Here is a 25,843-nt window from a genome sequence, read left to right on the forward strand (position 1 = left end):
GACCAAATGACATTGGCTGATCTTCAGGCAAACGCCAAAGAACACGGATTTGAGCATCACTTCATGTGTGAACAGGATGGCGTGCGAAGCAACGGCACAGGCCATCTTTACACCCCCGATGAATTGCGTCTGGTCCATTCCACCAGTACCGATAACGGCACCGATCCCGGCGATGACGCCACCCTTTATATGATCGAGGCCAAAGACGGCACCAAAGGTGTGATGATCATTCCCAACAGCTTCCATGCAGATCCGCAAGAAGCAAGTCTGATTGATACCCTGCGCCAGAACCAGCACGGCTGACCGCGCTTTGACGAAACCCGGAAATTGGCAGGGGCTTGGGCGCAATCATCTGACGATGATATGTGCGTGATCAGAACCAATTTCGCAAAATGAACACAAATAAGCGCCTGTCACGACATAAAGGATCGATAGCTTCTTGCTTGGAAGCACATACATCTTGAATTGGGGCAGACACGCATATGTCGGATCTTTTGCCGTTTTTTCGCGCTTGGGTCACTGATCCGAGAAAGGTTTCGGCCATTTCGCCCTCAAGCCCGGCTTTGGCCCGCCTGATCACATCAGAAGTCACTGAATCCAGCACCCCAATCCTTGAACTTGGTCCGGGAACCGGGGTGTTTACCCGTGCGCTACTTGATCGTGGTTTACGTCAGGATGATCTGACCCTGATCGAAACCGGCCCCTATTTTTCAAGCTTGCTGGCCGACCGTTATCCAAAGGCCCGCATCCTTCAGATGGATGCCGCACGGTTGGGCGGCAAAAACCTGTTCGGCCGCGGCGAACTTTCAAGCGCGATCAGCGGCCTGCCATTGCTGTCAATGTCACCGCGTCAGATCATGGGCATCCTGGGTGGCACATTTGGCTATTTGCGCGACGACGGGGCGTTTTATCAATTTACCTACGGCCCGCGTTGCCCGGTGCCATCGGCCATTCTGGCCCGTCTTGATTTACGTGCAACCCGCATCGGAACCACGGTGCGCAACATGCCGCCATCTTCGGTTTACAAGATTGAACGACAAAATCGCGGCTGCGATCGACAGACCGCATAACCGCGTTTTTTCAATTCACTAACCGGCATTCAATACCCACCTCCCCCCATGTTTATCCTTGGTAAAAGCTCAAAACACGCAAATTACCCGCATATCACGCTTGACAGAGTTTCTTCTGATATAGATAGTTCGGTAACTGAACGAATTAAATAAACCGAATAATAATCAGATCATCAGGAGAGGCCGGTGAGCGAAACTTTGCGCATTTCCCGGAAGTTTTCCCAACGTGCAGTGATGGAGGCCATCGTCCAGAATGGCCCGATATCGCGTGCATCGATTGCCAAGCAAACCGGACTGTCCAAACAAACGATTTCCGAAATTGTCCGCCAGCTTGAAGAAGCAGGCTGGGTGCAGGAAACCGGCCGTACCGCCGGCCATGTTGGCCGCACCGCGGTGACATATGAGCTGATCCCCGATGCCGCCTTTATTGCCGCCGTCGATCTTGGCGGCACCAAGGTGCGGGTCGCGATTGCCGATCTTGCCTGTCAGGTGTTTGCCGAACAGGTCGCACCGACCGATCCGCGTGGTGGACAGCATCTGATTGATCAGATCGCCAATCTTTGCTGGCAGGCTGCTGACTCTCAGAAAATTGATCGTACCCGCATCCGTCTTGCCGTGATCGGCGTGCCTGGCGCGCCCGACCCGAAAAGTGGCAAGGTCTTGCTCGCCCCGAACATTTCCGGGTTTGACAAGATGAATGTCTTTGCCGGGTTCGAAAAGGCATTTGGCTTTGATGTCATGCTTGAAAACGATGTCAATCTGGCGGTTCTCGGCGAAAACTGGCTGGGGGAAGGTCAGGGCATCGATAATCTTGCTTTCATCGCCCTTGGCACCGGGATCGGCAGCGGCCTGATGGTCAATGGCGAACTGGTGCGCGGGGCGGGAAATGCCGCTGGCGAACTTGGTTTCCTTCCGTTCGGCGCCGATCCGTTTGACAGCGAGTCTATTCGCGCCGGGGCTTATGAGCGCGTTGTTGCCTCGGTCGGGATGGCACAACGTTATAAGGCGCTGACCGGACGCGACGTCATTGTCCCGGAAATCTTTGATGCCGCCAATGCCGGCGAAGAGGCTGCAAATCAGGTTCTTGATGAAACCGCGCGCTATCTTGCCTTTGGCGTCGGGGCAATTGCCGCCATCGCCAACCCGGAAAAGATCATTATCGGCGGATCCATTGGTGATCGACCGGAAATGCTCGCCCGCACGCAAAACTTCATGACGCAAATCTGCCCGCAGCCGATCGAAATCGTGCCAAGCAGCCTGCATCAGCGCGCCGCAATCATCGGGGCAGCTGCCATCGGCCTTGGTCATCTGCATAATACGTTCTTTGGTGCCGATGCCCCCGATGGTCGCATTTCGCTGCCCCCTGCCAGCAGCGTCTCCCTTCAGGGAGCGACAAAATGACCCAGCCAAACGATCTGCACGCCAAACTTGCCGCACTTCTGGATCGCGATGATGCCCTTGCGCTGTTTCGCGGCGCGATTGGCGCACACAGCATCACCGGTAATGAAGCCAATTTCGTCACCTATCTGTCCGAACAGATGGCAAAACGTGGTGTTGAAGCGATCAATACCGCCGAATTTGAACCGGGCCGGCCAAACATCTGGGGCGAACGCAAAGGTGCGGCATCCGATAACGATGACAATTCGAAACGACTTTTGTTTATCGGCCACACCGACACAGTACATGTCGATGGCTGGCGCGAACATTGGCAGGGTACCGAACGCGAAGATCCGTTTGGCGCACCCTTGATTGACGGAGAAATCTGGGGCCGGGGATCAGGCGATCTTAAGGCCGGTATCTGTGCATCCCTTGCCGCAGCCAGCCTTCTTGACGCGGCGGGCATTCGCCTTAAGGGTGACCTTGCCTTTGCCTATGTCGGCGACGAAGAAAGCGGTCAGCCCGGATCGGGCATATCAGCCGGGGTGAAGCATTACACCAATCTGATCAAGACCGGTGATATCGCCAAACCCGACTTTACCGTCTATGTCGAACCGACCCGTCTGGCGGTCTATCCCGCCCAGATCGGCTTTTATATTGCGGACATCAAAATCACCGGAAAATCGGCCTATTTCGGGGTTCCTGAACTTGGCAAAGATGCGCTCAAAGCCGCCCATTCCGTCATGTCAGCACTTTGGGCGCATTCCGATGATCTGAAAACCCGGGGCCATCATGATTTGATTGGCGAGGGGTTCCTTCTGATCACCGGATTGACCGGCGGCGGCTTCATTGCGGTACCGGAAGAATGCAAACTTTCGCTGATCCGCAAATTATTGCCGGGCGAAAGTCTTGATGATGCAGCCCGCGAAATGGAAGCCGTCATCACGGGCGCAATCACCGACCCCGAAATCGCTGTTTCGATCAGCTATCCGGCCGGACGCGATCATGCGTTGGGCGGGTCGGCGGCTGAAATCGATCCGAACCTTCCTGAAGTGCGCGATCTGTCCGATGCGGTTGCCGGTGCGATGGCCGGACGTGGTTTGATCGAAGGCGCGCCTTTCTGGTCGGAAACACCGTTCTTCGTCAATGAACTTGGCACACCTGCGGTCTATTGCGCGCCGGGCGATATTCGTAACTGCCACACATTCGAAGAACGCGTTGATATCGAAGAATATTTTGCAGGCATTGTCGCCTTTGCCTGCTTTATGGCCCGCTATTGCGGGATCGCAGACTAACCACATAGCGACAGTTCAAGACCACCAAAACAAGACCATACGACACAACAAAAAACACATCATCTATCAGAGGAATGGCTCATGTTGATCAAGGGATTGCTTAAAACCAGTGTGATTGCCGGAATCGTTATGGCAAGTGGCCTTGCCCACGGCCAAACGGTCGGCCCAAACGGTGAAACCGCAACACCAAGTGCGGAAATCACCCTGACGGACGCAGAATTTGCTTCGCTTAAGGAAAAGGGTCTTAAGGCCGCACTTCTGTGGCATACCTCGTCTGACTTCATCAATGCGGTATCTGCCGGTGCCACGGATGAGTTTGCCAAGGCGGGTGTATCAATCGCGGTTACCACCGATGCCGGTTTTGATGCCGCACGTCAGCGCAGCGACATTGAAACCGCGCTTACGGCTGAACCCGATGTTATCCTGGCGCTGCCACTTGATCCGGTGACCTCGGCTGCGGCCTTCCGCGAGGCGGTTGCCAACGATACCAAGCTGGTTTTCCTTTCGAACCTTCCTTCGGATTACAAACATGGCACCGACTATGCCGCGATTGTTACCGACGATCTGTTTGAAATGGGCAAGCAGGCTGCAGACGCACTTGCCGCTGATATCGGTGGTAAAGGCAAAGTTGGCTGGATTTTCCATGACGCGACCTATTACGTCACCAATCAGCGTGACAATGCGTTTAAAACCACGATTGAAAAAGACTATCCCGGCATTGAAATCGTTGCCGAACAGGGCATCACCGATCCGGCCCGTGCAGAAGAACTGGCATCGGCCATGCTGCTGCAGAACCCGGATCTTGACGGGATTTATGTCACCTGGGCGGAACCGGCAGATGGCGTTTTGGCGGCCCTGCGTGCAAGTGGCAACAAACACACCAAGATCGTAACCCTTGATCTGTCCGAACCGGTCGCACTCGACATGGTCCGTGATGGCAATGTTACTGCGATTGTTGCCGATAAGGCTTATGAACTTGGCCGTGCGATGGCGGCAACCGGTCTTAAGGCCCTTCTCGGTCAAGAAACCCCGGCCTTTATCGTTGCCCCGGCTCTGACGGTGCAGAAGTCCAATGTGCTTGATGGCTGGAAAGAATCGCTGAACCGCGATGCACCGGATTCCGTTATCAAGACATTGAACTAAGACAAGATTGCCGGGCGATAGATACCTTTATCGCCCGGCACTTTACTTTGCCGTTCCGCCGAAGGAAGTGACTGACATGTCCCAATCAAAAAACGGTCGCCAGACATCCGCTACAACACCGTCTGGCAGCTCATTCCGCCAGATCATGAGCAGGATCAATCTGCAGCAATATGTCGTTTATTTCGGCTTTCTGGCGATCTTCCTGTTCTTTGCCATCACCCTTGGTGATAACGGGTTCCTGTCGGTCAGAAACCTTTCAAACATCGTGTTGCAAACAGCCCCTGCAACCATCCTTGCCATCGGTTTGGTGTTTGTTCTTTCCGCGGGCGAGATTGATCTTTCTTTTGGTTCGATCGTTGCCATATCGGCCCTGTCGGCGGCGGTTGTGATGAATGAATATGGCATGACCGCTGGCATCATTGCCGGTATGGGGGCGGGCATTGTTGCCGGTGCGCTAAATGGTGCGGTTGTTGCCTTTGTCCGGTTGCCATCATTTCTGGTCACCCTTGCGACCATGGGACTATTTGCCGGTATCGCGCGCTCCATGACCAATCTGCGGTCGATCCCGGTTCTGGATCTGGATTTTGCCGGTTTCTTTGGATCGGGCAGTTTCTTAGGGATTCCGTCGCTGATCTGGTGGACAGTTCTGGCCGTTGCTGTCGGGCATTTCATTTACCGTGAAACAAAATTTGGCGCACATGTTCTGGCCACCGGCGATAATCCGCGTGCGGCCAGCGTTTCCGGGATCAAGGTTGCCCGTATTCGCCTTTACGTTTTGACCCTGTCAGGTGCGCTTGCGGGACTTGCCGGTCTTTTATATGCCGGGCGTTTGCAGGCAGCGAAATACACCCTTGGTGAATCCGATCTGATGACCGTGATTGCCGCCGTGATTGTCGGCGGAACGCTTTTGCATGGCGGTAAGGGCACGATCATTGGTGCGATGATCGGATCACTGATGATGGGGATGCTCAATAACGGCCTGATCCTGATGGGGCTTTCGGTGTCCGATCAAATGATTGTCCGGGGTCTGATCATTCTGGCCGCCGTTGCTGTCTCGTTGCGCGAAAAAGCGCGCTAAGCCCAAAAAGCAGGAGCAAAACCATGTTTCTTGATGTCTTGCGTCGCCGCAACCCGAAACTCATCGAAGCCGCCATGGCCCTTCACCGCCAAGGCAAGGTTCCGGCAAATGCCTATATCCTTGATCTTGATGCGGTCGAAGCCAATGCGCGTGTTCTGAAATCCGAAGCCGACAAACACGGGCTTAAGATTTTCGCCATGACCAAGCAGGTCGGACGGGCAAGCTCGTTCTCCCACGCTGTGATGCGCGGCGGGATTGATCGGTCGGTCGCGGTTGACATGGCCTGTGCGCGGGCCACCCATAATGCCGGTCTGCGCGTTGGGCATCTGGGTCATTTACAGCAAGTCGCCCGGTTCGAGGCCGACGCCGCTGCCAAACGTTTCCGCCCGGATTACTGGACCGTGTTTAACGACACCAAGGCGCGTGAGGCCGCAACAGCCGCCAGGAAAGCCGGTTACATTCAGGATATTCTGGCCCGCATCCATGCCGAGGGCGATACATTCTATCGCGGTCATGAGGGTGGTTTTGCGGCAAGCGACATTGCCGAAGTCGCTAATTTCCTTGATGGTCTGGATGGTGGACGTTTTGCCGGCATCACGACTTTTCCGGCCCTTCTGTTTGATCATGACAGCCGAAAAGTCCTGCCAACCCAGAATTTGACCACTCTTGCCAAGGCGGCCGATCTTTTGGCAAAGCATGGTCGTTCTGATATCGAAATTAATGCGCCTGGCACCACATCATCGGCCCTTCTTGCCGGTCTGGCCGAAGCCGGTGCCACCCAGTGCGAACCGGGCAATGGCCTTCATGGCACCACTGCGCTTCATGTGGTTGAAGACCTGCCGGAACTGCCTGCTGTATTGTATCTGTCCGAAGTTTCCCATCTGTCGGGTGGTAAGGCTTATTGCTTTGGCGGCGGGTTCTATATCGATCCGATCTTCCCCGACTATGACGTGCAGGCGATTGTTGGTGATGAACCGACCACGGCCGCAAGCGCCCTTCGATCGGTTGAAGTTCCGCCGCCGTCAATGATCGACTATTACGCGATGATTGACGCCACCGGTCCAAAGGCCCCGAAACCAGGCGATAGCGCCATATTCGGCTTCCGCGGGCAGGCCTTTGTCACCCGTGCCTATGTGGTCGGGGTTTCGGGTATTTCGACCGGAGATCCGGTTGTTGAAACCATCGAAAACAGCTTTGGCGAAACCGCCGCTTGGCCGGTATAGGAGACTTCATATGACCACTCAAAAACCGGTTCTAAGCTTAAAAGACATTCAGAAGCATTTCGGTGCTGTCACCGCGATTGAAAATTTCTCGCTTGATATTCATCCCGGTGAAATCGTTGCCCTTGTTGGTGATAACGGGGCAGGTAAATCGACCCTGATCAAGATCATCTCGGGTGTTTACGCGCCAAGTTCCGGTGCGATCACGATCGAGGATGAAACGGTTTCAATGGCCAGTTCCGATATCGCCCGCTCACACGGGATCGAAGTCGTCTATCAGGACCTTGCCCTTGCCGATCAGCAAAGCGTTTATATGAACATGTTTCTGGGTCGGGAAATCACCAACCGGTTTGGCCTGCTGGATCGTAAAACCATGATCGGTGAGACCCAGAAACTGGTCGATGAGCTTGATGTTCGCATTCCAAGCCCGCACGCCACCATCCGCGATCTTTCGGGCGGTCAACGCCAAGGCGTTGCGATTGCCCGCGCCACGCGCTGGGCCAAGAAAGTCATCCTGCTTGATGAACCGACCGCCGCCCTTGGCGTTGCCGAAACCGCCAAGGTCGAAGAAATCGTTGAGTCACTTAAACAACGCAATATTGGTGTCCTGATCATTAGCCACAGTCTTGATCAAGTCTTCCGTCTGGCGGATCGCATTTGCGTTTTGCGCCGTGGTCAGCAAATCGGCATTCGTGAAACCGCCAAAACCGATAAGAACGAAATCATCGGCATGATCACTGGCCTGCAGCGAAGCGACGCGGCCTGATCTGCGCCCAAGTCCCCTATGATCGCCAGTAACCATCTGGCGGTCATTCGACTGCAGATGCACGTGAAGACGGTTGAAGGTTTTAACCATCAGGCCGCAAACCGACATCAGTCTTTCTGGGGTGTTTTCAAAACGCCGGATGCAAGACATTCAAACGCGGTGACTGCCTTGCCAAAAGTCGTATGCGGGTCGTCACTTGCGGCAACCCACAAAGCCGAATTCAGCGCTGCACCGTTCAGCAATCTGGCAATTGCTTCAATATCGACGGGCTTGATGGCATCTTTTGCTGCAAGCTCGCCAAGGGTGACGATGGTTGCCTGAAGGCATCTGTTCTGACTTGGCCATTGCGACGGATCGCCCAGCACAGCAGGCCCGTCCAGAAGCACAATACGCTGCACTTCGGGCTGAAGCGCCAGCTTAATGTAAGCAGCCCCCTCAGCCATCAAACCCTGCCAACCACCGCCTGCAGCCTGTCCGGCCTTTTGAGCCGCGGTTGCCATTTCCGTATCAATCTGGTCCACCACGGCCGCCATCAGGCCACGCTTATCGCCAAAGTTATGATAAAGCGCGCCGCGCGTCAGACCCGCACCGGCTGTCAGCTCATCCATCGATGCGGATGCAAAACCCTTTTCGGCAAAGGCTTTGCGCCCGGCCGCAATCAGTTTGATGCGGGTTTCTTCCATTTTCTCGGCGCGCGTTTTGGCCACGGATAGCCCTCCATTTTCACATACGGCACGTATATCACTTGACATACGTCGCGTATGCCAGTATATTCACATACAAAGCGTATATGAAAATGATTTCGCACGCTATCCCTGATCCATATGAGGTTACAATGACACTCCGCAACGAAGCTATCTTCCCGCCCAAGCGCCATGCGCTTTACGAAGAACACGGTTATTCCGCCGCAATCCGGTCAAATGATCTGGTTTTTGTCTCCGGACAGGTTGGCAGTCGTGAAGACGGCTCCGCCGAACCGGACTTTAAAAAGCAGGTCACGCTGGCCTTTGAAAACTTGAAAGCTGTTCTTGCTGCGGCGGGCTGTACGTTTGATGACATCATCGATGTAACTACGTTCCATACCGACCCGGAAAATCAGTTCGGCGACATCATGGATGTGAAGAACGCTATCTTCAGCGAAGCACCCTATCCGAACTGGACCGCCGTTGGCGCAAATTGGCTGGCCGGATTTGACTTTGAAATCAAAGTCGTCGCCCGTGTTCCAACCTAAGTCTGAAAACCAAACGTCACCCATACTGCTTGCAAGAGTTCGGCGTAGGTGGCGTTTTCTTTCCGTCTCTCAAACACCAGTTGTAAACTCATGCTTTACTCAAATTAGAGCGTGATCCTTAAATAACTGGTCCCAAAAATCGCATATAGCTTCAAGTAATTCGGAAATTGAGAGAACGCTTGAATCGGACAACTCAACATAAAATCCATCAGCATCCCACGGAAGCGTATCCCATTCCTGATTATCCCACCCTGATTCTATGGCCCTAACGATCTGACCTTTCTTCTTCAGGATAAAATGCTTCGAACCGTTGCATAGTTCCTTGAGGATTTGGAACTTTGGAAACTGGTTGTTGATAAAGTGCTGCCAGTCCTGCTGATTGCCCTCAAATCCCATCATCTGCTGCTGCATGACAGCATCGTCCTCAAGATAGTGATGCCAAATCCACTCTCGTAAATGATATGCATCTCTCACCGCATTTAGCTCTGGGAATGAATTGGAACTGCTCTTTCGAGACACTTCATACTTGAGTTTTTCCAACAATTTTATGGGGCTATCTACCAGCAACGCGCCAACCATATGCAATCCTTACAACAGTCTTTGGTTCTTTATGTGAAGCCTTTTCCTACCGCCGATACACCATCTGCCGGTAGTTCAGTGCCTCGGCAATGTGGCCACGTTTAACGCCACCGCTTCCTGCCAGATCGGCAATCGTGCGTGCCACGCGTAAAATCCGGTGATATCCGCGGGCGGACAACTTCATCTGGCGCGCGGCATCCTGAAGCAATTCCCGCCCGTCAGTATCAAGGGATGCGGCTTCTTGCAGGACTTCACCATCGGCCAGTGCATTGGTCGATATATTTTCGTTTTTATATCGTAACATTTGTAATTCGCGGGCCAGAAACACCCGTTCACGTATCACGGCACTGGTTTCGCCATTGCTTGGCAGATCAAGTTCTTCGGGCTTTACTGCCGGCACGTCAATCTGGATATCAAACCGGTCCAAAAGCGGGCCGGAAAGCCGCGCCTGATAATCCTCGCCGCATCGTGGCGCGCGGGTGCAGGCAAGTTCATTATCGCCCAGATAGCCACATCGGCAGGGATTCATCGCTGCGACCAACTGCACCCGCGCAGGATAGGTCACATGCGCATTGGCCCGTGCGACGGAAATCTGCCCGGTTTCAAGCGGTTGGCGTAAGGCATCCAAAACATTGCGCTGAAATTCCGGTAATTCATCAAGAAACAAAACCCCGTTATGGGCCAATGAAATCTCGCCGGGTTTAACCCGATGGCCCCCACCGACAAGGGCCGGCATCGATGCGGAATGGTGCGGTTGGCGAAACGGACGGGTTCGGATCAGACCGCCTTCGGGCAGAAGGCCTGATACCGAATGAATGACCGTGGTTTCAAGCGCCTGTCTGGCATCAAGGTCGGGCAAAATGCCCGGCAACCGTGCGGCCAGCATTGATTTCCCCGATCCGGGCGGCCCCGACATCAGAAGGTTATGGCCGCCAGCCGCTGCGATCTCAAGCGCACGTTTGGCACTTTCCTGACCCTTGATATCGCGCAGATCACCTTGAAAATCATTGATTTCATTATCATCACGCCGCACAGGGCGGGCAAGGATTTGCGTGCCTTTGAAATGATTGATCAGGCTGATCAGATTGCGCGGTGCCAAAATTTCCAGATCACCGGCCCAAAGGGCCTCTGACCCATTGGCTTGCGGACAAATAATGCCGCATTCCTGCATGCCTGCTTCCATCGCGGCGGGTAAAACACCCCCAACACTGGAAATACTGCCATCAAGGCCAAGTTCCCCAAGGGCAAGAAACCTTGTAATATCCTCATGCCCGATCACATCCATTTCAGCCAGAATGCCCAGCGCAATCGGAAGATCGAAATGCGATCCTTCTTTCAGCAAATCCGCCGGGGCAAGATTAATCGTGATGCGTTTAGGCGGGAGGGCCAATCCCATAGCGGAAAGGGCTGAACGTACCCGTTCACGGGCCTCGGACACGGCCTTGTCGGGCAGGCCGACAACCGTGAAGGCCGGCAGGCCACTTGCCATTTGCACCTGAACATCAACGGCAATCGTTTCAATCCCGGCAAAGGCAACTGTCATAACCCGCGCTGTCATATGCCCGCCCCTCAGAACCCAAAGCTGCATTACTTTGCAGGGTTAGGCGGAAATTGGCAACGCATCGTTTAAAGTCAGGGGATTAGAAGGGCACTTGTCCCGACAAATTGCCGCGTATTACGGTGCAGCTTACAAACCATTTCGGTCTAGCAATAACCAACACCAACACAGATTGCAGCCAATCTATTTTCCAAGCATCAATGTTTGAAAAACTGGTTTGGACCCTAAAACGCCACGACAAATGCGGCCAGAACGCCCAGCCAATAATGCAGAATTGTCACGCCAATCAGGTTCTTCTGGGCCTGATAGACATAGCCAAAGACAATGCTGGCAACAAAGGTGATCATGACCGCATCAATGCCAAAGGCCAGATGCAGGGACGCAAAGACCGTGCTGGTCAAAAGGATCGCACGATGCCCATTGGTATCACCCAAAAACTTCTGGAACAGTCCCTGCAAAAGCCCGCGCGACCCAAGTTCCTGAAACAGGGTGTGGGCAAAATACTGCAGCAAAAAGATCAAATCGACAGTGGCACCGTGCGTTGCCGCGGCACCGGATGACGGGCCTTTGAAATAGAGCAAATAGATCGCAACCGGAATTGTAATAGCCACACAGGCCGCGACGGACTGTAAGGCGGCACGTTTAAATCCTTCGCGCTGGATGCCAAGATCAGCAAGCGGGATCTTCATCACCTTGATCACAAGAAGGCATGGCACCGCCAGAAAAAGGATCGCTTGCCAGGAAAAGCCCGGATCATAGACATCCTTCACGTATTCTTCCGCCACCAGATAGAACAAAGCCGTGGAAATCAAAAAAATCGCAATCGTGAAAACCAGAAAATAGCCAAACTGATTTTGCAGTGTTTTGATTTCCAACTCCCGCCGGAGTGACGCGAGCATGTTATCGCTCATTTGGCGCGCACGGGTGACGACGACGCTGGCAAGGGCTGCTTTCAACGCGCCAATCACGGATGCAGCGTCATCGCGCGCTTCTAGTTCCGTCGTCGGGATCTTAATCAGGCGACAGGCACTTTCGGCGCGCACCGAAGATGTCCGCATACCACCGTCCAGAAATGCAAGCTCCCCGACGCAATCCCCCTCCGGGATCGCATTCAGCAAGATGTCAGTGCCATCATGTGATTTGCGCAATGCCACCGCATCACCAGACAGCAGAAAATACAGATCAGTGCTGGGTTCACCCTCGCGCATGATAAAGTCGCCAGCGCTTACATCCGCCTGCTGTGCGACCGAGATGATCGACGCCATGACCTCTTCTGGCACCTTTTTGAGGGCAGGATGCGTGCGCAATGCTTGCGCACTTGATTGGATCTCGTCGGTCATAACTCTCTACAATCATAGCGATTTGCGATATCAATACAGCTCGGCAATATACTGTGCGACAATCCAAATGTCTCCAGTATCGTCGTTGCTATCAGATACCCAGTGCACATTGTGAAGATGAGCAAGATGCAAGCTCGGAAAAAAGCCGTCCTGATCATAAACGCCTATTTTGATCCCTGGCGATCAGCAACGCCGACCCGCTGGTTCGTGCCCAGAGCAATGGCCCCCTATTATCTTGCCGGTTATTTCGACCAAGAGCAGATTGAAGTAAGGGTCTGGGATGAGGTTTTTCACGGACCCTTGCTTGATACCCGCATTCTGGAATGGCCAGATGTCATTATCTTCACCGGCTTAACCGCGTCATTTGACAGGGCGCATCAACTTTCAGCCTATTTCAAATTCGCCAAACCATCCGGCATTTCCGTCATCGGGGGGCCGATTGCGCGCGCTTTGCCCAAATTGTGCGCTGAAACCTTTGACTATGTTGCGCAAGGCGACGTCGAAGACATCACTGAAATCATTTGCGATATCTTCGACCCTGATCATGCCAATCCACATGGCTCACCACGGTTTGACCTTGCCCGCCCGACCATGGGGCTTAGCTATCTCGAAACGACAAAGAATTGCAATTTCGCCTGTTCTTTCTGTTCGCTAACGGCCGAAGGCCGCGCCTATAAACCCCATAGCGATGCCTCAATCACCGGTCAGCTTGACGCAATGGGGCGTGTGCTTGGCGTTATGGTTCTGGACAACAATTTCTATGGCAACAACCGGGATAATTTCCGCTACCGCGTGGAAATGATCGGCGAACGTTGGCGACGTGGTCAGTTTCGCGGCTGGGGTGCGTTGGTGACCGGGGACTTTTTCAAACGCCGGGAAAATCTGGAGCTGCTGTCTCAAAATGGCTGCAAAGCAATCTTTTCCGGCGTGGAATCCCTGGACCCTGCGGTCTTAAAGAACTTCAACAAAAAACAAAGCATCACATCAGACCCGCTAGCACTGACCACCCTGTGTGCCGAATATGGCATTAACTTTGACTACGGCATAATTACGGATTTCACCGAACAAACAATTGCCGAGGTCGCCGGTCAGGTCGATGGCATTCTGGCAGATCATCGTATTCCGTTGCCCAGCCTGCTTTCTGTGCCCATTCCGATTTTGGGCACCCCGCATTTCGACGCATCGGCACAAAACGGCCGCCTGATGCCCAACCTTGCGCTAAGCGATATGGACGGTATGAAGCTGGTTGAATGGCCAAAAGAACCGCTTGAGGACGTGCGTGCGTTCCTTGCGGACCTTCTTCAATTCAAGGGCCGCAAAATGGCACTCACCCGGCATGCGTTCCGCCACGCATGGCATTGGCGTCGCCATGTCAGTCCGGACCAAAGCGCATTGGCACTTGTTCGACCCTTACACCGGTTTGCCGGACGTATTGATATCGGCTCACCCCAACGCATGATCGAAACCTATCGCGAACCGGCACGCACATTCAGTGCGCTAAGCGATCCACTGCGCAACGCCTATCGCCCGCGAATCAATCTGCCGTCCCGGTTTGAGAAATGTTTCAAACCCTTGCGGATTACCAATCCGGATGGCAGCCTGAGCGATGCATATCTGAACGCCCGCCCATAACCGGTTAGGGCACGTCTGTGGTTACGGATGAACGAACTGACAGGACATTATCCCTAAATTGCTGTGCGGATGAATTCCAACCATAGCCCAAGGCAAATGCGCGGCATCGATCAGACGGAATATCAAGCGCGTCCAGTGCCGCCTGTCGCAAATCCTCGGACAACACACCAATTCTTTCAGGTCCCGTTGCATGTTCGCCAAGAACGTCACGCGGGCCCATCACCGGATATGCCGCAATGGGGAGGCCGCAGGCCAATGCTTCGAGAACGACCAAACCAAACGTATCGGTCTTGGACGGGAAAACGAAAACATCCGCATTCGCGTAATGGCGCGCCAAATCTGTTCCCGTCTTAGCACCCGTGAACTGAACGCCGGGGTATTTACGACGCAAACGTTCGAGTTCCGGGCCATCTCCGACCACCATCTTCGTGCCGGGCAAATCAAGATCAAGGAAGTCCGGTATGCTCTTTTCGACGGAAACACGTCCGACATACAGAAAGATCGGTCGGGGCAGATCGGCCACCACTTCGTTGACCAGATCGGTTTCCGGGGTCGATCGGAACAGGCTGGTATCAACACCGCGCGACCAGCGCATCAGGCGTTTGAAACCATGATTCGCCAGATCGCTTTTCAGGGTTTCTGTCACGACCATGCAACCATCCCCCTTATTGTGGAACCGGCGGAACCAGCCATAGAAGAACGCCGCAGGCAACGGCACGCGGGCGGCTGCGTATTCTGGAAAACGGGAATGATAGGCCGTCGTAAACGGCCAGCTCAAACGTCGCGCGATATTGGCCGCCATAAGGCCCAATGGCCCCTCGGTCGCAATGTGTAAATGCGCACATCCCGCAGCAATCATATGCTTGCGAAGCGTTGCCGGACGGGTCAGTGCAAGACGAATTTCGGCATATCCGGGGCATGGCATGGTTCGAAATCTATCAGGTGACAGGATCTCAACCCGAAATCCCATGCCGCGTAATTCTTCTTCCATATATTCAATGGATCGGACAACACCATTAACCTGCGGACGATAGGCGTCGGTGACAATCAGGATGGCCTTTTCATCCCCTGTGAAAGCCGGTTTTACTTTACCGATCATCGGATTCGGCTAACCGGTTTTGAGGCGCGCGAGCCCACGGGTGTTTCCTTGTGCGCGACTGCTTGCATATCTTGGCCGCTTTCAGTCCACCGAATGACTTCAAGACGCCCATCGGTCGCCTCAACAATCCCGGTGCAGCTTTCGACCCAATCGCCGGCATTTACATAGTGAATGCCCCCCATCTGACGACTGACAGCATGATGGATATGGCCACAAATGACACCGTGCAAATCGCGCTTGCGCACATCTTCTGCAACGATGGTTTCGAACTGGCTGATGATGCCAATGAAACTTTTCACATGGCGTTTGGCAAAGGCACCAAGTGACCAGTAATCAAGGCCAAATCGGCGACGCACCCAGTTCACAACCGTATTGCTGGTAAGGGCTAGTTCGTAAAACCGATCACCAATATGGGCCAGCCAAGTGGCCTTTCGCACCACCGGATCATATTGATCACCATGGGTCACAAGATAACGTCGACCATCAGCCGTGTGATGAATCACCTGATCGCGCACAGCCACCTTGGCAACCAGTCTATCGGCATATCTGCGCACGAATTCATCGTGGTTTCCCGGAATGAAAAAGACTTTGGTCCCACCGCGCGCACTGGTCAGCAGACTCTGGATTACGGCCTCGTGCGATTCTGGCCAATACCACGACCGCTTAAGACGCCAGCCATCAATGATATCACCAACCAGATAAATGGTTTCAGCCTCAAAGGCGGCCAAAAAGTTCGTAACCAATTCAGCCTGACAGTGCCGGGTTCCCAGATGGATATCAGAAATAAAGATCGACCTGACCTTACGTGGCGATGACGACGCCATCCTTAACGTCTCCTAATTAGCCATCTGCGCAGAACGGACTTTCGGGCAACCACCTGACGCACTTGGAAAATCGGAATGCGATGTTTCCTTCGGCGAAGTTTTCGGGGCAAAATTTATGGGGGTGTATTTGGGGGATATGGCCGACCTGACGGCCAAAAAAGCGGATCTCACCCAATTGCTGGATGTCGATACCGCCTTACCGGGCAATTCATTTGCCGTATACATCGGGACATCCACCGGGATGGCTTCGATTCCGGCGAAGGCAACGGTCGTGACCGGTGCTGTCATGTTGGCTGATCCCCATAACCCCAAGTTGCTTCACTTTGACGGGAAATGGGGATCAAGGCAACAAATCGTTCAAAAGCAGACGCTTGGCCTAAATTCATAGGCGTTGCTTACGCCATATCTGTATTGACCATCCAGGGTGTGCCGAACTTGTCGGTCAAAAGACCAAAGCCCGGTGACCAGAAGGTTTCCTCAAACGGCATGGTGATGGTGCCATCCACAGCCAGTTTATCAAACAACGCCTTTCCTTCCGCAGCAGTAGGCACATGGATGGAAATATTCATGCCCTTCATTGCTTCGAAATGGCCGGGCGGGCAATCGGATGCCATGATGTGCCAGTCATCCCCCATCAAACAGGCATGGGCGATTTTATCGGCGAAATCGGGCATATCGTCGCTCATGGGCGTGTCGCCAAACGGCATGGCGATCAATTCGCCCCCCAGAATGGATTTATAAAATTCCATCGCCGGGCGGCAGTTTCCGTCAAAATTCAAATAGCTGATCACTTTCATTGGAGCATTCCCTTGTTTCAAAATGGTGTGGGCGTGGGTTTAGGGATGCAGCCCGAACTGGGCGGCACCATTTTCAAAATCAAAAGGCACGGAAAAATGTTCATGGAAGATGCGCCACGCGCCATCTTTCTTTTCAAGGTGGTAGCTTGCCCGCATCCAGCTTGCCTGTTCGGTGCCATCGTCTTTGCAAAGGCCACACCGGATCAAAAACCGGGCAACCCCAAGATGGCCTGAAACACGGATCACCGGGCTTTGCATGTCGATGATCACGTCATCCTTTTCGGGCATGCAGCGTTGCCAGTGGGCGCGATAGTCACGTGCGCCGTTAATTTGCAATGTTCCAACCGCGTCATAGGAACAGATGTCATCGCTATAAAGCGCCATGATGGCATCAATGTCCTTTGCTTGTTTGGCAGTAGTCATCGAACGTATCCTTCAGGTGGTGGCACGAGGGGGCGAATAGATGTTCAAAGGGCTTTGGGACGTCAACCCGGCTTAACCGCGCGTTCCAGCGTGGCGATATCGATCTTTTGCATGGTCATCATCGATGTCGCGGCACGCGCCGCAATGTTCGGGTCCGGATCGGTCATCAGGTCAATCAGACGAGTCGGGGTAATCTGCCAGAAGACCCCAAACCGGTCTTTGACCCAGCCGCAATCACGCGGCTCGCCGCCTTCTGAAAGGCGGTCCCAGTAATGATCGACTTCCGCCTGATCCTTGCAGGACACGACGAATGAAACCGCCTCGGTAAACTTGAAATCGGACGGAAAGTTAAAAGCAGTAAATTTCTGGCCTTCAAGTTCAAAACCAATGGTCAGAACCCTGCCTTCCGGGCTGGGGCCGGCTTTGCTGACGCGCATGATGTCGCCAACTTTCGCGTTCGGAAAAACCGATGCGTAGAAATTGATGGCTTCTTCGGCATTGCCGTCAAACCACAGAAAGGGTGTTACTTTCTGCATAGGGCATCCTCCTTGCCAGGCAGAACGGATCACGATGGCCAAATGTTGAAAAACCTTGTGATTGATTAGTCTTTTATGGTTTTCCTGTTTGACAAATACGTTGATATCAACATAATTAACTCATGTCAAAAAAAGATTTCAACCATAGCGATCAAACTGTCCCCTACGCCGATACGATCATGGTACGGGACTCCTGCCTTTGCCTGCATGTGCGGCGCGCGGCACGCACAATTGCGCGCCGGTTTGACGACGCCTTTCGGCCTCTTGATCTGACCAGCGGGCAATATTCTTTGCTGATGTCGCTGAACCGGCCATACCCACCGCATATGAAAGATGTCGCGGATCTTCTGGCGATGGATAGAACGACCTTAACCGCCAATCTAAAACCACTGGAACGCCGTGCCCTGATTAAAATCACCCCGGATCCAAAGGATAAACGCGGGCGCCTTTTGACATTGACCAATAATGGTATGGCGCTTTTGACGCGCGCCTTTCCGATCTGGCATAAAACCCAAAGCGACCTTGAAGGCCTTGTTGCGGATTCCAATGCCGAACAACTTCTGGCCGATCTGATCAGCCTGTCTCAGGAACCGCAATAACCGTCAGAACACCGGCATTGGCGTATCAAGGCGATATTTCAAGAATGTCTCGCCGTCATAGGAAACCTGCCCGACAAACCGGGCACCAAGGCGTTCAAGACCGCGTAAATGTTTGCGCGTTGGCGGTAACAGGAAGGTCACATCGTCAATCCATGGATCGTTGTGGGCAAAATTCAAAGCCTTGCGCGTGATGGCAAGACCAAGCCCAAAGCAGTCGGGCCGCAGCACCAATCCGTAATCCCAGTCATCACCTTCTTTCTGAAACCCGCCCCAGCCAACATAGTCTCCATCGATCAAAATCGCCCAGTGACCAAGCCCGTCGCGCAGCCAACAGGTATCTTTAGCCGCCATGAAACGCGCATGATCGCTGTGATCCCAAGGACCGGACAATAGCGGCATATGTTCCGCCATGCGCGGATCAGACATATGGGCAATGATGATTGCTGGCGCGATATCGCCCAGACGCACAAACATGATTGTCCTTTGCGACGGCAGGGATTTTGATGCTGTGCTGGAAATCATTGGGAACGGGACCGGTAAGAGATATGAAAAAGGCGCAAGAACCAAGGTCCATTGCGCCGTTAACCGGTTGATTTGTCAATTGCCCGGCGGATCACCGCCCATCACGTTTATGGCACTGCGCCCCGGAAGACGGCAGGCACTAGTCCTTGGACGGCGCAGCTGCGCCCTGAGGCGGCAGGAATTCCTTGCGGCACGGAACAGCTTCTTCGTTGACCACAGTCCAGCCGAAATTACGAAACTTGCCAAAGCTTTCTTTTTTCATGGTGATGCCGCTTGCTTCGTGCTTACGCACTTCACGGGCATCTTCGCCGTCAATCCGGCCGGCGCAGGCCCAGGCACGTTCACGCATTGCTTTGGTAATCGTCGGTTCGGTCATGAAGGCTCTTTTCTTCGCTTGGGGTCAAACCGCATTATAGCGCGATTTCGCTTGGATCACGATGGCTTTAACCTATGACCTTCCCACAGGCAATTCACTTCTGATCCGTATCATGGGGCAAGTGGAAAACAGTTTCGGCAAAAGATTCCCGCTCAGACATGATTGCCATCCAGTCGCGCACCCGCACCGGAATATCAAAACGCCGGTCCGGCCAACGAAAATCAATATAGCAAAGTGCCACCAGAACCGAATATGTGCCCAAATGCGGATCTTCGGTGCGCAACTGCGCCAAACCATCAAGGATTGCATCAATACCGCTTTGAATGGCTTGGGCCTGCCGCTCCATTACGAAATCGGAACGATCACTTTCATCACGGTTTGAATCGGCATATAGCCGCCCGGTCGCCGTCATCATACCATCCGCAAGCCCCTGCCATTTCAGGGCATTAAGGCGCGATACACCTTCTTCGGGAATAACGCCCACTGATGCACCGGAAGACCGCGATAGCTGATCAAGGTAATCACAAATTACCGCAGACTCAAACACCGCCATGCCGTCTTCAAGGATCAGGGTTGGCACCTTGGACAACGGGTTGTGGGCCCGAAGGGCCGCATCCGTCCATGGATCGATCAGAATTTCGCTGATCTGTTTTTCCAGACCAAGCTCACGCAAAACAACCCGCACCTTGCGCGAGAAAGGCGACGTTGGCGAATAGTAAAGCTGCATCATGATCCAGGCCCTTTATCCTGATCAAACTGGCGACAATCAAACCGACCCTGATGAATTCCGCGACCTTAAATCGCCAAATCCGGGGTCCAGCCGATCCCTTCAAGATGCCAGTTTGCGTTCCAGTTCTTATCTTTACGGGTCAGTGTAAGGTAATTTCGCGCCGCACAATAGACACCTTTGCGTTCAGGAAGCGGTTTTAACCGTGTCGGGCGATCGGGTAACGGATGATCCCCGATCCATGCCAGCAATCCCAACCCACGGGCAAAGGCCTTGGGCGGGGCGGTATGCGAAATGCCCGACGCCACCAGTTGATGAATGGTTTTGCCCGTGGTTTCAAATGTCCCACGGGTGGCAACGTGAATTTCGCCCGACAGCAGCGTGATCTCGTGATCATGATCGTTGGCAACCTGTTCAAGCAATTCCAGAAAACGGCACCATTCCCGCCGGTGCCAGCGGCTTTGCCACTGATCGCGCAGATCATCTTCGTATTTCTGGGCATGGGGCATCATATGAAGGAACATTTCCACCAATGAAAGACGCGGCCCGATCACCGGCACACTCGACATCATCAAAATGCGGTTGCCATCGGGAATGGCATTCAGGGTTGGCACAATATCGCGCCAACCGTGATCACCCATAATATCGCTTGGCGTCCGTTCAGATCGAAGATCGGGCGCAATAACGCTAAACCCCGGATAATCGACGCGCCAGGCAAGGCTTTTGCCATCAGGGTCAAACACCATATCGGGCAGGGCACCGGCAACAGAACCCGGATCAGTAACGGTTTCCGGTTTGGAATGAGTATCGGAATTCTGATGGCTACGGCTGTCCGCACCGCTGCAAAGCTGCATTAAACAGAATGCTTCGCGCGCACAGCCAAACATGCCACGTGCCACAGCCGCCCCCTGAAACCATTTTTTGTGACTGCCCCAGCCATCAAAAATATCATGGTCATCCCACATCATAAGCGACGGCACACGGGCCAGCATGTGGCTGATTTGCGGTTGGCCGTAAATCGCCAGATAATGATCAAGATAGAATTTCAAAACCGCATCATGCATCTCATCGGAAAAATCGGTCGCAAGCTTTTCCCGACGCCGGGCTTTTTGCCATGCAATGATATCGGGATGACATTGCCAAACACCATCGGCGTAAATCTGATCACCACCATGCAAAAGCAATGAAAACGGCCGCTTTTTATGTTGGTCGGCAAGATCAATCCAAAGCGCGTTGCGATCTTCCAGCGGCCGGTCAAGATCCCCGTCTTCCTGACCATTGCACGACACAAATCCGATATGTAAATCCGAGCTAAAATCGCTACAAACGGCATATATTACGGAATCGAAACTATAATATGACCGGCCTTCTGCGGGCAGTTCAAAATCAAACCGCCAATAGCTTCTGCCAAACAGGGTTGTCAGCTTTTCCGGAGTCACCGGATCGCCGTCCATCGCGCGCAGTTCCGGCAAGGCCATATCGTCAGGTGCGACGATCAAGGCAGCAAGACGGTTGTTCTTCCCATCATTGCCCCGCGCAAACAAAAAAGGCCCAAACAGACCGTCATCGGAAATTTCGGAATTCTGGTTCTGGGTCATGCAATCCTGTTACCTTGCGCGAAATAATCTCTCAAATCATACGTTTGATTGGCGGTTTGGTTCCAGTTCCAATCATCTGATGCATCTCTTGGCCGTTCTGATCGGGCAGGGAACCCAATGTCACTTCATCAAAGCAATTGGCACAAAAAAGGGCAAGCGACCGTGATCACTTGCCCTGAAAATCATCTCAGACCCGTCACATCATGCCAAACGGTTGTCAATCGCATCCCAAATCAGGCTTTCCAGTTTGGCACCGTCAAAACGGTTCACTTCCTGCAAGCCGGTTGGCGAGGTGACGTTGATTTCGGTCATGTAATCGCCAATCACGTCAATCCCGACAAAAATCAGATCCCTCTTTTTAAGTTCCGGTCCGATGCGTTCACAAATCTCACGCTCACGCGGGGTCAAAAGTGATTTTTCAGCAACCCCGCCAACATGCATGTTTGAGCGTGCTTCGCCTTCGGCCGGAACGCGGTTGATCGCACCGACCGGCTCACCGTCGACCAGAATGATGCGTTTGTCGCCTTTACGCACATCGGGCAAATAGGCCTGAACCATCAAAGGTTCGCGGGACTGGGCGGCAAACAGCTCCAGCAAGGAATTAAGGTTTTCATCGCCGGGTTTAAGATGGAACACACCCGCGCCGCCATTGCCAAACAATGGTTTGACGATGATGTCTTTGTATTCTTCGCGGAAATCACGAATGCGCGCAGCCGATCGCGTGATCAGGGTCGGCGGCATCAGATCGGGGAATTCCGTCACGAAAATCTTTTCCGGTGCATTGCGCACATGGCCCGGATGATTGACGACGAAAGTTTCGGGGTGGATGGCTTCGAGTAGGTGGGTTGCCGTGATATAATTCATGTCAAACGGTGGGTCCTGACGCATCAGGATCACATCGGTTTCCCGGGCCAGATCAATGATCCGGGCATCTCCCAGATCATAATGATTGCCCTGCTCATAGCGCAGCGTCATCGGGCGGACTTCTGCCTTGATCCGCCCGCGATCATAAAACATGTCATCTGGATGATAATGCAAAAGGTCATATCCACGCGCCTGGGCTTCAAGGCCCATGACAAAGGTGGAGTCCCCTTTGATATCGATTGTCTCGATCGGGTCCATCTGGATGGCAACGATACGGCTCATTAACGCGTTCTCCTCTTCACCGGCACTATGCCGTACCCGCAAATATGGCCCAAAGCGGCCAATTGTGATCATTTGCGGGCATAGCTTGACCCGGCTGGCCTTCCCGGCCAAATGATGCGATATGTAATTTGCAATTGATGAATACTCATTTGGCAGAATTTTTATCATCCGCCATTCATCTTCCGCAATCGCGATCACTTAAATGTTTTGAAGACCGGGCAGGCATATGACTTTTATGACCAAAAATTCGCAGACCAATGTGCCTACACGCGCTCAGAAAAGCCGTTCTGCCCTTGCAGCTGCTGTCATCGCCATCGCCGTTGGTCTTGGTGCGATTACGAGTATCGCATTCCTGCCCCAGGCCGCCCACGCCCAGTCGGCATCCAAAATCAGTCCGGACATGACCAACAAGATCGAAAGTTATCTTGGCAACATGACGACGCTGAGGGCCGATTTCGTCCAGATTTCATCGGATGGCGGTGCTGCGGAAGGCAAGCTTTACATGGAACGTCCGGGCAAGATGCGGTTTGAATATAACCCGCCGGCGCAAATCCTTCTGGTCTCGACTGGGCATGATTTCATTTACTATGACAAGGAAATCAACGCCCCGACCTATTTCGACATCGATGAAACGCCCGCCGGGATCATTCTGGCCGAAAATGTTTCACTGACCGACAAGGTCAAAGTTGTCGACTACAGCCGGACGGCTGAGACCATCCGGGTGGAACTGGTGCGCAAATCCGATCCAGGTGCTGGCAGTGTCACCTTGGTCTTTGCGGAAAAACCGATGCAATTGCGCCAATGGATCGTCACCGATCCAACCGGGATTGAAACCACCGTGACGCTTTTCAACACCGAAGAAGGCGTATCGCTTGATCCCGAACTGTTTAAGTTTGAGCGTATCTGGCCCAATCAGCGCAACTGATCACGAAAATTTGTCATTCCTTATCGGGAAATGGTCAATGAAAAATCAGGGCCGTCAAAACGTAATCATTTTTTGATTCAAGCCCTTGGCACAATTGCGGTTTCGTAACGAAAATCATATTGCGCAAGAATCACCAGATCATTCGAAAATTCTTGGTTTTCCGGGTCGGATGCTATGGCACAGAACCGGTGTGATCCCTATATGTGAGTCTGTCACAAGGTTCCTGATAAATGATTGGAACCCGGTGTGAGGAAAAGGTCTCCCCTACCTTTCCTCACGCTCCAGATCATCGGAGCGCTGGCGTCCGGTTCTCCCCCCCTGGCCGGACGCCTTTTTTTTGCCCGATCCCCACGATAAGACGAACCTCAATTGATCCTGACTTTCATGCGAATTCGGGAAAAATTCATGCTGCGGGCACAGGATTTCATCGGCTGTTAATTTTAATTGCCTAGGAATGTCAGGCATGATCCCCTTGGGGGGAAAATTTCGACACATGACAGGACGGGACCGACAGCTTCGATGATCAATGACTTTCTGAAATCCATCTCACAATTTTCCGACCCGCGTTTTCGCAAAGTCGTGCTGATTGGTGTAGCTGGCGCATTGGCCACCATTGTTGGTCTTTGGGTTCTGATCTGGTTTGCGCTGAACTCCGTCACTTTCTTTACCGATGGTGGCTGGCTTGAAAGTGCGGTTGACTGGATTCTTGGTATCGGCCTGACATTGTTGGTTTTGTTGCTGTTTCCCGCAGCCACGGTTCTGATCTCAAGCCTTTTGCTTGATCAGATTGCCGATGCGGTCGAAGACAAATATTATCCAACACTGCCTGATACCCGCCCGCAACCCATCAGCGAGGCCCTGATCGGCGGGTTAAAATTCGCCCTTACCGCACTTGCGCTTAACATTCTGATCTTGCCGCTTCTTTTGGCGGGACCGCTCTATGTCATCGCGTTTTACACGATGAATGGGTATCTTTTGTCGCGTGAATATTTTGAACTGGTTGCTGCACGTCGTTATGATGCGCGCACCGTCGAAGCAATCCGAAAAAGCCGTCAGAAAAAACTTTGGGTTGCCGGAATTGGCCTGACCTTTTTGATGACCATTCCATTCGTCAATCTGGTCGCCCCGATTATCGCAACTGCCTTTATGGTCCATTATTCTGTTCGCCTTGGTACTTATGTGCCCAACACTGCGGCCTAAGGTCACAAACCAGCGAACACAGAACAGATCATAGAACCGAAACTGCAACTTTAAGGATCTGGTCATTCAATGTTTGGAAAGAAAAAAGCCAATAAAACAGTCGACAGCAGTGCGGCTTCGTCCGATACATCTCCTTTGGGTGGATCAGAGACGCTTTCTAAGACCAAGGCATCTGATGTTGCAGCTGATCAGACCACCAATTCCGGCAATGCCGTAAAAACAGAAAAACGAACTGAGCCGCAGCTCTTCACCAAGCCGCGCACAAAGGATGAACCGCAAATGTCCAGTAAACCGCATTCCACCAGCTTCCGTCCGGAAATCCCAAAACGCCCGCTTGAAATCCCGACCCGTGGCAACTCAGGTCGTCCGGCAAGTGCCAGCAGCAATGCTGAAGGCAAAAAGCTGACCGTGGGTCGCGACATCACGCTGAAAGGCGAGATCGGATCTTGCGAAGTTCTGGTCGTTGAAGGCGTTGTTGAAGCACAGATCAAAGAATGCTCGCGTCTGGAAGTTTCAAATGGCGGGACCTTTGTTGGTTCGGCACAGGTTGAAGAAGCTGAAATCAGCGGCAAATTTGAAGGCGATCTGACGGCCCGTCGGGTCACGATCATTAACTCGGCCGAGATCAGCGGCAAAATCACCTATGGATCGCTTCAGATCGAAAATGGTGCGCGCATCAAGGGTGAACTCGACTATGTCGAAAGCAGCGATGATGGTACGTCGCGCAGCGGCAACAGTGCTGCGATCACCATTCCACGCAAATCGGAAGATTCCTGATCCCC

29 protein-coding genes are annotated in these 25,843 nt (G+C 53.2%); 15 read left to right on the plus strand and 14 right to left on the minus strand.

Going from position 1 to position 25,843, the window contains the following annotated elements; translation table 11 throughout:
• Positions 1-6: 6 nt before the first annotated feature.
• The 8 genes from ACQ0MK_RS17495 (at position 7) to ACQ0MK_RS17530 (ending at position 7,949) form a co-directional block, all read left to right on the plus strand.
• A complete protein-coding gene (locus ACQ0MK_RS17495) occupies positions 7-303 on the plus strand; it encodes a phosphoribosylpyrophosphate synthetase (protein WP_430473687.1) in 297 nt (98 codons plus the stop codon).
• A gap of 179 nt (positions 304-482) precedes the next feature.
• Complete coding sequence (locus ACQ0MK_RS17500; RefSeq protein WP_430473688.1) at positions 483-1,070, plus strand: class I SAM-dependent methyltransferase; 588 nt, start codon at positions 483-485, stop codon at positions 1,068-1,070.
• A gap of 186 nt (positions 1,071-1,256) precedes the next feature.
• Complete coding sequence (locus tag ACQ0MK_RS17505; protein WP_430473689.1) at positions 1,257-2,471, plus strand: ROK family transcriptional regulator; 1,215 nt, start codon at positions 1,257-1,259, stop codon at positions 2,469-2,471.
• Positions 2,468-3,742 carry a M20 family metallopeptidase gene (locus ACQ0MK_RS17510; RefSeq protein ID WP_430473690.1) on the plus strand — a complete coding sequence of 425 codons (1,275 nt, stop codon included), beginning with the start codon at positions 2,468-2,470 and terminating at the stop codon, positions 3,740-3,742. The genes ACQ0MK_RS17505 and ACQ0MK_RS17510 overlap by 4 nt, the downstream gene beginning before the upstream one ends.
• Positions 3,743-3,823: 81 nt before the next feature.
• The gene (locus ACQ0MK_RS17515) at positions 3,824-4,885 is read left to right on the plus strand and encodes a substrate-binding domain-containing protein (protein WP_430473691.1); all 1,062 of its coding nucleotides are present in this window, start codon (positions 3,824-3,826) and stop codon (positions 4,883-4,885) included.
• 76 nt (positions 4,886-4,961) lie between these two features.
• Positions 4,962-5,963, plus strand: coding sequence for an ABC transporter permease (locus ACQ0MK_RS17520; RefSeq protein ID WP_430473692.1), 1,002 nt, complete (start codon positions 4,962-4,964; stop codon positions 5,961-5,963).
• Positions 5,964-5,986: 23 nt separating this feature from the next.
• Positions 5,987-7,186, plus strand: coding sequence for an alanine racemase (locus ACQ0MK_RS17525; protein WP_430473693.1), 1,200 nt, complete (start codon positions 5,987-5,989; stop codon positions 7,184-7,186).
• A gap of 10 nt (positions 7,187-7,196) precedes the next feature.
• Complete coding sequence (locus tag ACQ0MK_RS17530; protein ID WP_430473694.1) at positions 7,197-7,949, plus strand: ATP-binding cassette domain-containing protein; 753 nt, start codon at positions 7,197-7,199, stop codon at positions 7,947-7,949.
• 107 nt (positions 7,950-8,056) lie between these two features.
• Here the strand turns inward: ACQ0MK_RS17530 and ACQ0MK_RS17535 are convergent, their stop codons facing one another.
• Positions 8,057-8,656, minus strand: a complete 600-nt coding sequence (locus ACQ0MK_RS17535; protein WP_430473695.1) for a TetR/AcrR family transcriptional regulator — start codon at positions 8,654-8,656, stop codon at positions 8,057-8,059.
• A gap of 128 nt (positions 8,657-8,784) precedes the next feature.
• On the opposite strand from ACQ0MK_RS17535, the gene ACQ0MK_RS17540 reads away from it, so the two are divergent.
• The gene (locus ACQ0MK_RS17540) at positions 8,785-9,180 is read left to right on the plus strand and encodes a RidA family protein (RefSeq protein WP_430473696.1); all 396 of its coding nucleotides are present in this window, start codon (positions 8,785-8,787) and stop codon (positions 9,178-9,180) included.
• Between the two features lie 99 nt (positions 9,181-9,279).
• On the opposite strand, the gene ACQ0MK_RS17545 is transcribed toward ACQ0MK_RS17540, so the two are convergent.
• From ACQ0MK_RS17545 to ACQ0MK_RS17555, 3 genes are all read right to left on the minus strand, one after another.
• A complete protein-coding gene (locus ACQ0MK_RS17545; protein ID WP_430473697.1) occupies positions 9,280-9,759 on the minus strand; it encodes a hypothetical protein in 480 nt (159 codons plus the stop codon).
• 46 nt (positions 9,760-9,805) lie between these two features.
• A complete protein-coding gene (locus tag ACQ0MK_RS17550; protein ID WP_430473698.1) occupies positions 9,806-11,317 on the minus strand; it encodes a YifB family Mg chelatase-like AAA ATPase in 1,512 nt (503 codons plus the stop codon).
• 224 nt (positions 11,318-11,541) lie between these two features.
• A complete protein-coding gene (locus tag ACQ0MK_RS17555; RefSeq protein WP_430473699.1) occupies positions 11,542-12,657 on the minus strand; it encodes a cyclic nucleotide-binding domain-containing protein in 1,116 nt (371 codons plus the stop codon).
• A gap of 126 nt (positions 12,658-12,783) precedes the next feature.
• On the opposite strand from ACQ0MK_RS17555, the gene ACQ0MK_RS17560 reads away from it, so the two are divergent.
• Positions 12,784-14,289, plus strand: a complete 1,506-nt coding sequence (locus tag ACQ0MK_RS17560; RefSeq protein WP_430473700.1) for a B12-binding domain-containing radical SAM protein — start codon at positions 12,784-12,786, stop codon at positions 14,287-14,289.
• A gap of 4 nt (positions 14,290-14,293) precedes the next feature.
• Here the strand turns inward: ACQ0MK_RS17560 and ACQ0MK_RS17565 are convergent, their stop codons facing one another.
• Both ACQ0MK_RS17565 and ACQ0MK_RS17570 read right to left on the minus strand, forming a co-directional pair.
• Entirely contained in the window at positions 14,294-15,388 is a 1,095-nt protein-coding gene (locus ACQ0MK_RS17565) for a glycosyltransferase family 4 protein (RefSeq protein WP_430473701.1), read from the minus strand.
• Positions 15,385-16,212, minus strand: coding sequence for a UDP-2,3-diacylglucosamine diphosphatase (locus tag ACQ0MK_RS17570; RefSeq protein ID WP_430473702.1), 828 nt, complete (start codon positions 16,210-16,212; stop codon positions 15,385-15,387). The genes ACQ0MK_RS17565 and ACQ0MK_RS17570 overlap by 4 nt, the downstream gene beginning before the upstream one ends.
• Positions 16,213-16,327: 115 nt before the next feature.
• Here ACQ0MK_RS17570 and ACQ0MK_RS17575 point away from each other — a divergent pair, with 115 nt between their 5' ends.
• Entirely contained in the window at positions 16,328-16,600 is a 273-nt protein-coding gene (locus ACQ0MK_RS17575; RefSeq protein ID WP_430473703.1) for a hypothetical protein, read from the plus strand.
• Positions 16,601-16,607: 7 nt separating this feature from the next.
• Here the strand turns inward: ACQ0MK_RS17575 and ACQ0MK_RS17580 are convergent, their stop codons facing one another.
• The 3 genes from ACQ0MK_RS17580 to ACQ0MK_RS17590 all read right to left on the minus strand — a co-directional run bounded on the left by ACQ0MK_RS17580 (position 16,608) and on the right by ACQ0MK_RS17590 (position 17,968).
• Entirely contained in the window at positions 16,608-17,009 is a 402-nt protein-coding gene (locus ACQ0MK_RS17580; protein ID WP_430473704.1) for a VOC family protein, read from the minus strand.
• A gap of 39 nt (positions 17,010-17,048) precedes the next feature.
• Positions 17,049-17,432 carry a YybH family protein gene (locus tag ACQ0MK_RS17585; protein ID WP_430473705.1) on the minus strand — a complete coding sequence of 128 codons (384 nt, stop codon included), beginning with the start codon at positions 17,430-17,432 and terminating at the stop codon, positions 17,049-17,051.
• A 62-nt stretch (positions 17,433-17,494) separates the two neighbouring features.
• Complete coding sequence (locus tag ACQ0MK_RS17590) at positions 17,495-17,968, minus strand: VOC family protein (protein ID WP_430473706.1); 474 nt, start codon at positions 17,966-17,968, stop codon at positions 17,495-17,497.
• A gap of 122 nt (positions 17,969-18,090) precedes the next feature.
• On the opposite strand from ACQ0MK_RS17590, the gene ACQ0MK_RS17595 reads away from it, so the two are divergent.
• The gene (locus ACQ0MK_RS17595; protein WP_430473707.1) at positions 18,091-18,567 is read left to right on the plus strand and encodes a MarR family winged helix-turn-helix transcriptional regulator; all 477 of its coding nucleotides are present in this window, start codon (positions 18,091-18,093) and stop codon (positions 18,565-18,567) included.
• Between the two features lie 3 nt (positions 18,568-18,570).
• Here the strand turns inward: ACQ0MK_RS17595 and ACQ0MK_RS17600 are convergent, their stop codons facing one another.
• From ACQ0MK_RS17600 to gshB, 5 genes are all read right to left on the minus strand, one after another.
• Entirely contained in the window at positions 18,571-19,041 is a 471-nt protein-coding gene (locus ACQ0MK_RS17600) for a GNAT family N-acetyltransferase (protein ID WP_430473708.1), read from the minus strand.
• A 187-nt stretch (positions 19,042-19,228) separates the two neighbouring features.
• Positions 19,229-19,465 carry a hypothetical protein gene (locus tag ACQ0MK_RS17605; RefSeq protein ID WP_430473709.1) on the minus strand — a complete coding sequence of 79 codons (237 nt, stop codon included), beginning with the start codon at positions 19,463-19,465 and terminating at the stop codon, positions 19,229-19,231.
• 94 nt (positions 19,466-19,559) lie between these two features.
• The gene (locus ACQ0MK_RS17610; protein WP_430473710.1) at positions 19,560-20,195 is read right to left on the minus strand and encodes a glutathione S-transferase N-terminal domain-containing protein; all 636 of its coding nucleotides are present in this window, start codon (positions 20,193-20,195) and stop codon (positions 19,560-19,562) included.
• A 65-nt stretch (positions 20,196-20,260) separates the two neighbouring features.
• Entirely contained in the window at positions 20,261-21,790 is a 1,530-nt protein-coding gene (locus tag ACQ0MK_RS17615; protein WP_430473711.1) for an alkaline phosphatase D family protein, read from the minus strand.
• Between the two features lie 201 nt (positions 21,791-21,991).
• Positions 21,992-22,936: a glutathione synthase gene (gene gshB / locus ACQ0MK_RS17620; protein ID WP_350041051.1), complete on the minus strand. Its 945-nt coding sequence runs from the start codon at positions 22,934-22,936 to the stop codon at positions 21,992-21,994.
• A 235-nt stretch (positions 22,937-23,171) separates the two neighbouring features.
• Between gshB and ACQ0MK_RS17625 the strand changes: the two genes are divergently transcribed.
• The 3 genes from ACQ0MK_RS17625 (at position 23,172) to ACQ0MK_RS17635 (ending at position 25,838) form a co-directional block, all read left to right on the plus strand.
• Complete coding sequence (locus ACQ0MK_RS17625) at positions 23,172-23,861, plus strand: LolA family protein (protein WP_430473712.1); 690 nt, start codon at positions 23,172-23,174, stop codon at positions 23,859-23,861.
• 519 nt (positions 23,862-24,380) lie between these two features.
• On the plus strand, positions 24,381-25,061 hold the full coding sequence (locus ACQ0MK_RS17630; RefSeq protein ID WP_350041053.1) for an EI24 domain-containing protein: 681 nt from the start codon (positions 24,381-24,383) through the stop codon (positions 25,059-25,061).
• A 69-nt stretch (positions 25,062-25,130) separates the two neighbouring features.
• The gene (locus ACQ0MK_RS17635; RefSeq protein WP_430473713.1) at positions 25,131-25,838 is read left to right on the plus strand and encodes a bactofilin family protein; all 708 of its coding nucleotides are present in this window, start codon (positions 25,131-25,133) and stop codon (positions 25,836-25,838) included.
• The last annotated feature ends 5 nt before the right edge of the window (positions 25,839-25,843 follow it).

The sequence above is a fragment of the Thalassospira lucentensis genome (assembly GCF_050516545.1).
Classification (GTDB): Bacteria; Pseudomonadota; Alphaproteobacteria; order Rhodospirillales; family Thalassospiraceae; genus Thalassospira; species Thalassospira lucentensis_C.